Origin of the sequence: Leptospira sp. GIMC2001 (assembly GCF_028462125.1) — a bacterium.
Taxonomy (GTDB): domain Bacteria; phylum Spirochaetota; class Leptospiria; order Leptospirales; family Leptospiraceae.
The window spans coordinates 1,212,501-1,224,371 of sequence record NZ_CP115468.1 but is presented as its reverse complement, the minus strand read 5'-3'; the positions used below and the strand labels follow the sequence as shown (position 1 = coordinate 1,224,371).

At 37.4% G+C, this 11,871-nt stretch carries 12 protein-coding genes and 2 tRNA genes; 9 read left to right on the top strand and 5 right to left on the bottom strand.

The window, feature by feature from the left end; all coding sequences use genetic code 11:
• Positions 1-106 precede the first annotated feature (106 nt).
• From O4O04_RS06955 to O4O04_RS06920, 8 genes are all read left to right on the top strand, one after another.
• Positions 107-775, top strand: coding sequence for an LIC_10271 family cell wall hydrolase (locus O4O04_RS06955; protein WP_272535056.1), 669 nt, complete (start codon positions 107-109; stop codon positions 773-775).
• 10 nt (positions 776-785) lie between these two features.
• Entirely contained in the window at positions 786-2,021 is a 1,236-nt protein-coding gene (locus O4O04_RS06950) for an amidohydrolase family protein (RefSeq protein ID WP_272535055.1), read from the top strand.
• Between the two features lie 20 nt (positions 2,022-2,041).
• A complete protein-coding gene (locus tag O4O04_RS06945) occupies positions 2,042-3,100 on the top strand; it encodes a tetratricopeptide repeat protein (protein ID WP_272535054.1) in 1,059 nt (352 codons plus the stop codon).
• On the top strand, positions 3,097-3,741 hold the full coding sequence (locus O4O04_RS06940) for a Crp/Fnr family transcriptional regulator (RefSeq protein WP_272535053.1): 645 nt from the start codon (positions 3,097-3,099) through the stop codon (positions 3,739-3,741). The genes O4O04_RS06945 and O4O04_RS06940 overlap by 4 nt, the downstream gene beginning before the upstream one ends.
• Position 3,742: 1 nt before the next feature.
• A tRNA-Arg gene (locus O4O04_RS06935) sits at positions 3,743-3,815 on the top strand.
• 40 nt (positions 3,816-3,855) lie between these two features.
• A complete protein-coding gene (gene prmC, locus O4O04_RS06930) occupies positions 3,856-4,722 on the top strand; it encodes a peptide chain release factor N(5)-glutamine methyltransferase (RefSeq protein WP_272535052.1) in 867 nt (288 codons plus the stop codon).
• Positions 4,723-5,003: 281 nt separating this feature from the next.
• Positions 5,004-6,893 (top strand): putative Ig domain-containing protein, encoded by a 1,890-nt coding sequence (locus tag O4O04_RS06925; protein ID WP_272535051.1) that lies wholly within the window; start codon positions 5,004-5,006, stop codon positions 6,891-6,893.
• Between the two features lie 47 nt (positions 6,894-6,940).
• The gene (locus tag O4O04_RS06920) at positions 6,941-7,417 is read left to right on the top strand and encodes an AgmX/PglI C-terminal domain-containing protein (RefSeq protein ID WP_272535050.1); all 477 of its coding nucleotides are present in this window, start codon (positions 6,941-6,943) and stop codon (positions 7,415-7,417) included.
• A 7-nt stretch (positions 7,418-7,424) separates the two neighbouring features.
• On the opposite strand, the gene O4O04_RS06915 is transcribed toward O4O04_RS06920, so the two are convergent.
• The 5 genes from O4O04_RS06915 to O4O04_RS06895 form a co-directional block, all read right to left on the bottom strand.
• A complete protein-coding gene (locus tag O4O04_RS06915) occupies positions 7,425-8,717 on the bottom strand; it encodes an MFS transporter (protein ID WP_272535049.1) in 1,293 nt (430 codons plus the stop codon).
• Positions 8,718-8,761: 44 nt separating this feature from the next.
• Positions 8,762-9,121 carry a phasin-related domain-containing protein gene (locus O4O04_RS06910; protein WP_272535048.1) on the bottom strand — a complete coding sequence of 120 codons (360 nt, stop codon included), beginning with the start codon at positions 9,119-9,121 and terminating at the stop codon, positions 8,762-8,764.
• A gap of 67 nt (positions 9,122-9,188) precedes the next feature.
• A complete protein-coding gene (locus O4O04_RS06905; protein ID WP_272535047.1) occupies positions 9,189-9,764 on the bottom strand; it encodes a bifunctional nuclease domain-containing protein in 576 nt (191 codons plus the stop codon).
• A 41-nt stretch (positions 9,765-9,805) separates the two neighbouring features.
• A tRNA-Ile gene (locus O4O04_RS06900) sits at positions 9,806-9,879 on the bottom strand.
• Positions 9,880-9,906: 27 nt separating this feature from the next.
• Positions 9,907-10,389, bottom strand: coding sequence for a hypothetical protein (locus O4O04_RS06895; RefSeq protein ID WP_272535046.1), 483 nt, complete (start codon positions 10,387-10,389; stop codon positions 9,907-9,909).
• On the opposite strand from O4O04_RS06895, the gene hemW reads away from it, so the two are divergent.
• A complete protein-coding gene (hemW, locus tag O4O04_RS06890) occupies positions 10,379-11,569 on the top strand; it encodes a radical SAM family heme chaperone HemW (RefSeq protein ID WP_272535044.1) in 1,191 nt (396 codons plus the stop codon). The two genes, O4O04_RS06895 and hemW, sit on opposite strands and share 11 nt — an antisense overlap.
• Positions 11,570-11,871 lie beyond the last annotated feature (302 nt).

Here is an 11,871-nt window from a genome sequence, read left to right as displayed (position 1 = left end):
GTCTACTTACACGAGACCCTCGTTTTTTATGGAGAAACCCACAAAAAGCTGAGGGTCTTCCTATATTCCCGTAGCACTCGATCCGAAAATTACAAAGGGATCGCTTGTGAAAAAATTTATAATTCTATCGCTAATCTTGGTATGTCTGCCAAATTTTCTTTTCGCAGAAATCCTCAGTTTTAGAAATTACAAAGTACAGAAAAACGATACCTTATTTGGAATTGGAAAGAAATTTGCGGTAACAACCCAAGAAATCTATAGATGGAATGCCGCGAAGAAAAAAAATCCGAGACTCTTTGTTGGTGAAATATTGAGGATTCCCATTTTCGCGAGTATAAACAATTCTAAAGCAAGCACACAAACTGCTCATTCTCAATCAAATTCCGATCATGGTTCCAGTTCGGATACTGGATTGTTTCGTTATCCTCTCAACCAGTATAGACCCATTGTGCAAAATTTTTCTCCAGTCAGTTATATTCCTCATAAAGGAATTCTATTCCAGAATAAAAAAATTTCCGATTCAGTGATTGCATCTCGAGGAGGGAAAGTCGTTGCGATTGACTACATGGATGGATACGGCAATTATGTGATTTTGCAACACTACGGTGGATACTATTCTGTTTATGGGAACCTCGGTAAGGTGATGGTTGGTGAAGGACAAGCAATCTCTCAAGGAGAGCTAGTCGGTAGCACAGAAATCAAAAAAGGATTATATTTTCAAATCAATCTAAGGGAAAAGGCTATCGATCCTTTACCGTATATTCGAAAAGGCTAATAGGTTATATATGGAATGGGAAATTCAAAATGCGGAAATTGTGGGAGTTGACGGTGCAAGAAAAGTTGACATCCATATTTCCAACGCAATTATAAAATCATTGGATTCTCTTGATCCGAGTTCTGACTGCCCAGTCTTGGATGCAGAAGGATTGTATATCTATCCAGGACTTATCAATGCTCACGACCATTTAATCGGATCCTATTCTCCGAAAGTTGGTGGAGCCAAAAAATATTTAAGCTGGCTCTCTTGGGACAATGAATTGAAGACATCCCTTGTATTCTCGGAACGACAAACCTTAGAAATATCCGACTTATATATGCTAGGTGCTTATAAGAATATACTGGGCGGCACAACGACAGTAATGGATCATGCTCCACTATTTCTCAATAGACCTTTTATTGACAATCTTCCTATTAAACTTGTTAAGGATTATACTTTATCTCATAATGTAGGAGACTACAGTCTTGGTTGGGGAGATGGACCCGCACTAGAATACCAGACTGCCACGAAGAAAAATATTCCTTATGTTACCCATATCGGAGAAGGAACTGATGAAGACTCCGCTTCGTCTCTGAACTTCTTGGATAAAAATGGAGCTCTTGGGAAAAATTCTGTTCTAGTTCACGGCATTCCATTTCAATCTAAAGACTTGATTAAGATAAAACAAGCTCAAGCAAATGTTGTATGGTGCCCTACTTCGAATCTATTTCTCTATGGTAAAACCTCGCCGATAAGAGATATGATTCAATCTGGAATTCCAGTAAGTTTGGGGACGGATCTTGCACTTGCGGGAAGCAATAATATTCTGGAAGAAATGAAAGCTGCGAGCAATTACTATTCGGAGCAGTATTCTGAAGGACTCGCCCCGTTGGAAATTTTCAAAATGGTAACCGAGAATCCTGCCAAGGCTTTTGGTTTATCTGATCAAATTGGAAGCATTCAAAAGGGAAAAAAAGCCGACTTATTAATATTAAAAAAGAATCATCCCGATCCTTATGTAAACCTTTTGCATGCAAATTCTTCCGATATTGTACTATTGGTTTGTGATGGAAAACCTTTGTATGGTGATAGCCGTTTTGAGAACCTGATGAAGGATCTTCAAGTAAATGGTGAGATGATTAAAATAGGAAATGCAGAACAGGATCAGAAGTTTCTAGTCGGAACTCCAAAAAAACTGCTTAAAAGCATTCGAATGGCTCTTGGATACAAAAAGGATTTGGCATTTTTGCCGATCATTGAATAAACTGGTTACGAGGATAAGATTTGGCTGGCCCAATCATAAGAAACTACAAAAGCGGATCGATTGTTTACTTCGAGAAAGACAAAGCAGAAGATATCTATGTCCTCCAGAAAGGGAGAGTCATACTAACTTTTACGAGTGTCAATGGAAATGAACTCAAAGAGGACGTAAGACTCGGTGAATTTTTCGGTGTAAAATCTGCACTAGGAAGATATCCTAGAGAAGAAACTGCGCAGATACTGGGAGACGCGTCCTTACTTGTATTCAAAGTCCCTGAATTCGAGAAATTTGTTTCCAACAAAACCCATCTTATCATCAAAATGCTCAAAGTTTTTTCGAGCCAGTTGCGCCAAGTTCATAGGCAACTCCGAGAAATTTTGGGACAAGGCGAAGCCAAAAATCCAGCCTTCGAATTGATGAATGTTGCAGAAGTTTTTTATAAGAACGGCAACTATGATCATGCAGCCTACGCTTTCCAGCAGTATATGAAACACTATCCTGACGGCAATTATGCGGGACGTGCCAAAGAACTTTATGATTCAGCCTCACGCAATGCTCCCTACCCGATCAATATTCCACCATTGACTTACCAAGGTGATGCAGGATCAAAAGCGAGTAAGCTCCAAGATATGTTGCGTACTCCAGCCGAAGCTCCAAAAGAAACTTCTACTGCAAACATAGATCCCAATTCAATAGAAGGTCAATTTCAGAAAGGTCTGACTCTTTTCAAAGCAAACCAATTGGATCAAGCAGAAACAATTTTGAAGCCACTCTGTGATAGAGAAGATACAACTACACAAGATGAAGAAGTCGCAGTTGAGAAATCACTTTTCCATATTGGATTGATTCTTTATAAAAAGAATAAATTCGATGCTTGCTTTGGATCTTTTTCAAACTATGTCAAGAAATATCCAAAAGGTTCCATGCTAAAAGAAGCGATCTATCATCTCGCACTTGCATCAGAAGCTTTGAATGAAAAGGATAAAGCAAAAGCATTATTCAATAAAGTTACTCTCCTTCCTCCAGCTGATGATAGTATGACAAGCACAGCCAAGACTAAACTAAAGGCGTTATCAACATGAATGATCAGATGCTTGAAGCGATGTTCGAGAAGTTTGGAAAAGTCTTCCAACCAAACGAAATTCTTTTCTGCGAATACGAACCTGGCAATGATTTCTATTTAATCAAAGAAGGCAAGGTCAAGATAACAAAAACCGTTGGCTCTTCCATCAAAACATTGGATGTGCTTGAAGCTGGAGATATCCTAGGTGAGATGGCGATCTTAGAAGAGCAACCAAGATCAGCAACAGCGATTGCCGTCAATGAAGTGAAAGCACTCAATTTTAATCGTGCGAATTTCGAAATGCTTATGACCAAGAACCCAGCTCTTGCCATGAAATTACTCAATATTTTCTCTGTAAGAATCTATGATGCCAAAAGACGTCTTATGATTCTTCTAATGGATGATATTGTTGGCCGAGTTGCTGACGTATTTCTTATGTTACACGAAAAGAACAATAGCAATGATAGTTTCCATGAAGTGATCCTGAATACTTCAGTGGAAGACATTGCAAATTGGTGCGCGCAACCTGTGGGTGAAGTTCAGAAAGTTCTAAACCAATACGTTAAAAATGGTAAATTGGATCTTTATCCCGACAAAATAATTATTCACAATATCAACGACTTCCAGAGAATCGTAAATCAGAAGCGCAAGCCAAACTAGAGCTCCCGTAGCTCAGGTGGATAGAGCATTAGTTTCCTAAACTATGTGCACAGGTTCGAGTCCTGTCGGGGGCATGCGGCTTGCTCGGTATAAATTTAAATTACTCAACTCTCAGTGGAAGAAAACAACCTACTCTATTTTCTAAAAAAATCCACAACATTTCTTGAGAAGAAGAATATCGCAAACCCAAGATTGGAAGCTGAGATCCTTATCTCCCATGTCCTCGGACTATCTCGAATTCAACTCTATGCAAGGTTCGATCGTCCTCTCAATGAATCAGAGACCAATTTGTATCGAGAGCTCATTCTTAAAAGATCACAAAATATCCCGACTGCTTATATTGTAGGAAAGAAAAATTTCTATGGGCTTGATTTTGCTGTAAATCCATCCGTCCTCATACCGAGACCTGAGACCGAAGAGCTTGTTGAATATGTACTCAAGAAAATATTTCCAAACTCAGATTCATCTAATCTGAGCGTTTTGGATCTTTGCTGTGGGTCTGGATGCATTGGCATATGCATCCAAAAGAACAATCCTTCTTGCTATGTAGACTTTCTTGATATATCGAATGAAGCCTTAGAAGTAACCAGGCTCAATTATATGAATATCCTAGAAGGATTCCATCAAGAAGAAAAATCTCACTTCTACCTCAGTGATTTATTCACTGATCATCCAATAGATTGCAAATACAATTTAATAGTATCCAATCCTCCGTATGTTCTGCCATCAGAAGAAGAAAGCTTAAGCCTGGACGTCCAAAAAGAACCAAGACTTGCCTTAGTTGTTGATGATTTTGATGCATTTCATAAACGCTTATTAACCGGAGCAAAGGAAAGACTTGTCCCAAATGGAAAAATTATGATCGAGACGAATCCAATCATGATGAAAAGTCTTAAAGAATTGGCTGAGTCTATCGGAATGACAACTGAGGTCATAGTTGATCTATCCAATAAAGAAAGATTTCTTTTGGCGACTAAGTAATGTTAGTAGAAGCAAATCTCTTTTGCATCAGTATTCATTCTGCAGTACTCGTAGCGATGTTTTTTCAAATTAGAGGATTTTAGATTTTCCCCGGTTGAGCTTATTTTTTTAGAATTTGTTTTTTTTGATTATTAACCTTCTGAACTGAACAAATTAAATTCATTATTAAGGCTTATTTCGTTAAAATATTAATTGACAAATCAACCAAAGAATTAACTAAACTTAGTATACAAGTGCCAAAATTTCTACTTAACATTCAAGCTTTTAGAACGAGAAAATTTTTGCACTCTTCAATTGTACTTTGGGTTCCAGTATTTCTTATTTCAAATTCTTGTAATTTTCCGAGTTTAACTAGCCCACTTGAGTATGCAGTATTAAGCATTTTGCTTAAAAATTCAAATAGTGAAGGTTCTGCTCGTCTATCTAATTTGAGTTACTCTGGCAGCCCTTTTATCTTTACCAGAAATACAGCAATCATATCAATAACACCCAATATAACTGGAATAGCTGAGACCTTTTCAGTAAATCCAAACCTTCCTCCTGGGCTTTCAATCGAAACTACGAATGGCACTATCTCGGGCACTCCAACAGGAACATCAAATGCGATCACTTACACAATCACAGCCTCCAATAGTAAGGGTGAATTCATTTCTACAACAATTAGCATCTCAGTTCTTGAAGAAAATGTGAGCGCTGTTGCTCTTGGAATTTGGACACAAGAAGCATACATAAAAGCAACTAACTCTGGATCAAATGATGAATTTGGGAATGGCTTATCAATTTCTGGAGATACAATTGTGGTATCAGCTCAATTCGAAGGGAGCAATCAGACAACAATCACAAATGGCTCTACAGCAAGCTCTGATAACTCAGCTACGAACTCAGGAGCGTTATATGTTTTTCGGAGATCTGGAAATGCATGGGCACAAGAAGCATATATAAAATCATCCAATTCTAATATCAGTGATGAGTTCGGATACAGTGTTGCTATCTCTGGAGATACAATTGTGGCAGGAGCTGTAAATGAAGACAGTAATCAATCAACCATAACGAACGGAGCAACTTCGAGCGGAGACAATACCTTGAGTAACTCAGGAGCAGCTTATGTGTTCCGGAGGTCGGGAACAACTTGGGCACAAGAAGCCTATCTTAAAGCATCAAATGCTAATGCTGCTGATCAATTTGGCAACAGCGTTGCTATTGATATGGATACAATTGTAATTGGAAGCTGTGCCGAGGATAGTAACCAGACAACCATTACAAATGGAGCAACCTCGAGCGTTGACAACAGCTCAGTCAATTCCGGTGCTGCCTATGTTTACAAAAGGATAGGTAGTAATTGGAACCAAGAAGCATTTATAAAAGCATCTAATGCAGATCCAGGAGATAGTTTTTGTAGTGTATCAATTTCATCCGACACGATTGCTGTCGGATCTAATTTAGAAAACAGCAACCAAACAACAATTACGAATGGAGCAGCTGCGAGCTTAAACAATGGAATGAGTGCATCTGGTGCAGTTTATATTTTTCGTAGATCTGGAACAACATGGACAGAGGAAGCCTACATAAAAGCATCAAATGCAGGTTCCAATGATCAATTTGGATTACACTTGGATATATCACAGGATAGCCTTGTAGTGGGTTCAAGCTTTGAAGACAGCAATCAAAATTTTATTACCAATGGAAGCCTTGCAAGCTCTGACAATAGCTCTTCAGATTCTGGTGCAGCCTATGCTTTTAAGAGAACAGGAAGCAATTGGGCACAAGAAGCATATATAAAAGCCTCCAATAATGAAAGTGGAGATAGGTTTGGAATCCGCGTAGCGATAAAATCGGATCTTGCTGCTGTTGGTTCATTTAGAGAAGACAGCAACCAAAATACGATCACCAATGGAATAGGTTCAAGCATCGACAATTCCGTTGTAAATTCAGGAGCGGTATATATTTACAAAAGGAATGGATCTAGTTGGGTACAAGAAGCATATATCAAAGCGTCCAATCCGGATATGGATGATGAATTTGGTAAACGCCTAGCAATCTCAGATGATACTTTGGTAGTGGGTGCAACATTTGAAGATAGTAGCCAGGCGACTATCACTAATGGAACCACGGCAAGCATTGACAATTCTGCTCTCAACTCGGGTGCTGTGTATATTTATAGAAGACATTAGCAATTCTAATTCTAAGATTTAAATGATGATGACAAGTAAGTAAATTAATGAAAAATCAAAATAAATCAATTTATATTCTTTTAGTGTCGATAATAAGCTTGCTAATCGTTTTATTTTTTATTTTAAAAAAACAACAGGATCTACAGGTTCAGTTGATTCGTAGCCTAGATTACAAATCTTCTTACTTGCTTGGAGATCAGAACAACAGATCTAGAGATCCTTATAAAGAAATCGCTGTAAATAATGCTCTTCGAAAAAAAGCTAACAGCATCCAAGAATGTTATAATGAATATCTTAAGCAAAAACCAGATCTTACAGAAGGATTTGTTGAAATTGACTGGAATATACAAGAAAATGGATCGGTAAAAAAAGCAGAAATTGTAAGCAGCAATTTATCTTCAGATAATTTTCATAGGTGCATACTTAACACAATAACAAAAATTGAATTTCCACTTCCTCCAACGGGCATGCAAACATATGCAACTTATAAATACAATTTTAAAATGGATGCAGAGACCAAGTAATCAATTCTCATTCATTTCTAGACCAGACCAACAAAGATACCCCGAGAAAAATCGAAAAACCTAAGGCCAATATAAATACAAAATAAGGACCGTATCCAAAATACACCAAAGCAAATGAAATCGGTGAAAAAGCACGCGCCAAAGAACCAAAGCTACGAAAAATTCCCAAATTTTTGCCCTGCTCTTGCGAACTCGAACGAAGAGAAGCAAGTGAAGATAGTCCAGGATGAATCAATGCAGATCCAAAACTCATAAATCCCAAGCTTGCAAACAGTCCAAAATTACCGTCAGAAAGAAATATCAAACCAATATATCCTAAACTGATAATTGTAACTCCGCTCAAGATGATCTTTATTTCGGAAACTTTGCCAGATACTCTGCGAACAATGCCACCTTGTACAAATATAATGATAAGTCCAATGTACAAGAACGTCATGCCAATCTCCCTTGGTGTAAAAGACTTGGCTTCGTTTAGAAAAAAATTCAAACAGAATTCAAATCCTGAAAAAGAAAATATAAACAAAAAATAAATATAAGAAACAAATAGTAAGACTCGAAACGATTGCTTGGAAGAAGAAAGTATGGGATGCGAAAAAGGCGATTCAATCTTTTCTTTCTTGTCGCTTGAACTAAGAGTTTCGTGAAATAAAAAAATGATCAATATAAGATTAATGATCGCTACAAGTAGAGAAACAAGTGCCGAAGAAGAGAAAACTGTAAACCCGAAACCACTCAAAGATGGAAATAAATTATGCAATTCTGTGCCACTGAAGAGTCCACCTAGCAATGGACCGAAAATAAAACCAAGTCCGATTCCCGCACCGATCATTCCCATTCCTTTTGCTCGGTCTTGGCTTGTAGTTATATCCGCCATTGAAGCACTAGCAACAGAGATATTTCCACCCATTGACCCAGTGATTACACGTGATAATAAGAATAGGCTGAACGAAGAGGAAAACAACCAAACAAGATAACCGATCAAATTACCAGCAGAAGTAAAAATTAGAATATTCTTTCTTCCTAATGAATCGGAAAGTCTTCCCCAGAATGGAGAAAAAATAAATTGCAATACCGAATACACGCTGCCAAGAATTCCTCCGAATAAAACTACGATGAATTCTGGTTTTTCTAATCCACCTAAAGATAGAGCCAATTGATAAAAATAATTAAAAACAGGATCTCCGCTAATTGCAAGGAAGTATTTAATTGTCTCAGGGAATATTGGAAAGATGACAGAGAACCCCATCATATCTGCGAAAACTGTGATAAATAATAAAATGGAATTTCTTTTTTTAAACATGAAAAATCCCCTCCAATTTTTCTATGAGGAGGGGGTTTAAGAGATTATTGTTCTTTTTTGACTAATTTATTCAGTTCGTCCAAACCTTTCTGAATAGTATCCTTAACTTGTGCTGGTACCATCGCTTCGATTTGCGTAGATAGGTTAGCATAATTTTCTTGAACTTTCTTGAGAACATCTTCATAACTTGCGTTAGCTTGATTAACTGCAGTTTTTGAATCAGTTACTGTTTTATTGAGTAGGTCTCTAAGCTTTTGAGCTTGCTCAGAGTTGTCTGAAGAGCCTTTTGTTTTCAGTTCTTCATAAAGTTTTTCAAGATCAGATACGGCTGTTTTTAGTTTACCTTCTCCAGATTTGAAAACCGCAATGCTCGCATTGACGAGATCCATTAATATTTTTTCCATGTCCTTCACATTCCTATAAAAATTAGTATTACAATGTTGTCAGAAGGAAAAAAAAACTGCAATAAATTTATCCGTTTTCGATCAGCTTTTTGATCTGGTCACGGATTTTTGCAGCGGTTTCGTAGTCTTCTGTACGAAGTGCATTTTCTAAAGTATCCTCTAGAATCTGCAATTGAGTCTTAGGAAGAGCTGGAACTTTCTTTTCTTGAGTTACAGATTGTCCTTGAATCTCTTCTTCGTTCATCATGATTCCTGCTTCATCAAAAACACTCTTCGAGACATAAATTGGTGAATTGGCTCGAAGTGCAAGAGCGATGGAATCCGAAGGCCTTGCGTCCAAAACGATAATCTCTTCATCTTTCTTCATGGAGATTTTGGCATAAAAAGTATTATCAATAATTTCTTCAATTGCAACTTTAATGATATTTGCACCGAGTGATGTAATCATATAAAGCATAAGATCGTGTGACATCGGACGTGGTGGTTTAGTTCCGTCGATGACAGATGTGATAGAATGCGTCTCAAGAGGTCCAATGAAAATAGGAACAACTCTCTCTTCGCTTAGATCCTTGGAACGTAAGAAGACTGCAAACCCAACATTCGTAAGGGATATGTCAGAGATATTTACTTCTAGGTATTCCATGCTCTTTAGACGTATCCCTTATTTTTAACATAAATGAAAAATGGGCCCAGAAGGGCTCGAACCTTCGACCCGCAGATTATGAGTCTGCTGCTCTAACCAACTGAGCTATAGGCCCTGAGACTCCAGTTTTTTTTCTATGAGCCTATCGACAAGAAGAAATCCATTCTTCTTGAAGAAACAGTTTACTGAGATCTTGGTTTTCTTTTCGAAAGTCAACCCAAACCATAAATTCACCCGACTCATGTAGGAAAATCAAGCGAATCAAATCATTGCGATCAACGATTACTTCTTCTTTCCAGGCAGTCCAAGGTCCCCAGAAAATAACAATTTTTTCAGATTTGATTTCTTGTTCGATGGAATCTTGTGATACGGGAATGGGATTTTTTCTAACGATGATCAAGAAGTCATCACGAAACCTGGGGTAGATTCGAAGCGACTTACTCAAGGTTCCAGAATTGATAACAGATGTATCATAAGGTAGACTAATTCTACATAGATCAAATTCAATGACCTCCCCTTTTTTAAAACCAATTTTTTTCTTACTATCGGCATGGATTGAATGAGCAAAAAACAATTGTTGTATAATGAGAATCGTTGGTAAAATTGAATATACAGTGCTTAACATACTTGGTAATCAAACTGCAATTAAGAAACGTGAAGGCTATTTAGGAATCTATGTTCATTTTCCTTTCTGCATTCAAAAATGTTCTTATTGTGATTTCTATTCTATTGGGAATGGAATATCCAAAAAATTGGAAGAGAAAAATATTTTTTCTTCCTATAAAACAGAAATTTTAAATAGAATTGAATCTTTTCCTGAGATCCAAAGCTTAAAAGTGGATAGTCTGTTTTTTGGTGGAGGAACTCCATCGCGAATGGACAACAATTTATTGAATGAATTGATTCATTTTCTACGCAGTCAATTTCAATTTGAAGATGATATTGAAATGAGCATCGAATCCAATCCTGAAGATATAACTGAATCCATACTGAACGATTGGAATCAGATTGGAATCAATCGGGTGAATATGGGTTACCAAACTCAAAACCCTCAATACTTGGAATTGGTTGGAAGATACTATGATAGCGAACAATACAAGATAGCTCCTTTACTTCTTGCAAATTCCAAAATTGAAAATTATGGATTCGATCTCATTTATGGATTTCCAAACCAAACCGAAGAAGAATTCTACTCGGATTTAGAATTCCTCCTGCAATACAAACCTAATCATCTAAGCCTGTATTCCTTGACATTAGAAAAAGGAACAGAATACTCAAGACAAGTCAAAGATAGAGTAAAGCTACCACCTAATGAAGATTTGCAGATCAAGCTTCTTGAAACTCTACCTGGAAAAATGCAAGATTTGGGATACAAATGGTATGAAGTTTCTAATTACTGCAAACTTGGTTTCGAGTCGCGACACAATTTAAAATACTGGACCATGGAAAAATATCTAGCAATAGGACCAGGTGCACATGGATTTATAAATAGCAAAAGATATTCTAATCCAAGGAACTTAGAAGCATATACAAAGCATCCTGGCAAAAGCAATTGGGAGGAGTCCGATCCGATTCCCGAGTTACTATTGTCACTATTTAGAATATTCAAACCCATTGATATGAATTCTTTTATCAATGAATTTCCGATTCAAGCTCAAAAAAAATTCCTCACTCAATTGAATAAATTCCAAGATCAAGATTACTGCAAAATACGCTCGGATGGAATTTTTCAATGGCAGAGATCAGCAATTTTAAATCTGGATAATCTAATATTTGAATTGAATCAAGCAATTCGTGATCATTAGAGATCTTTGGGCGTTCCCAGCATCCAGCACCATTTTTCATTCGTACACAAAAAAAGCTCCCCAGCACCATTTTTCATTCGTTCATAAAAAAAGCTCCCTCGCTTAACCATAAAAATGGTGCTGGGGAGCTTCCTACCTGTTTTGGATCCAATCCAACATTATATAACCAAATCATTTGTTCTTTTTCCAACACTTCCGATTCTCATCGAATGTGTCAGAGGCGCATCTTGATCTATCAAAGATTGCATTTGGTCAACGCCATAGGATCGCACCAAGCAGTAGCGGGGCTACTGCGACTGCGA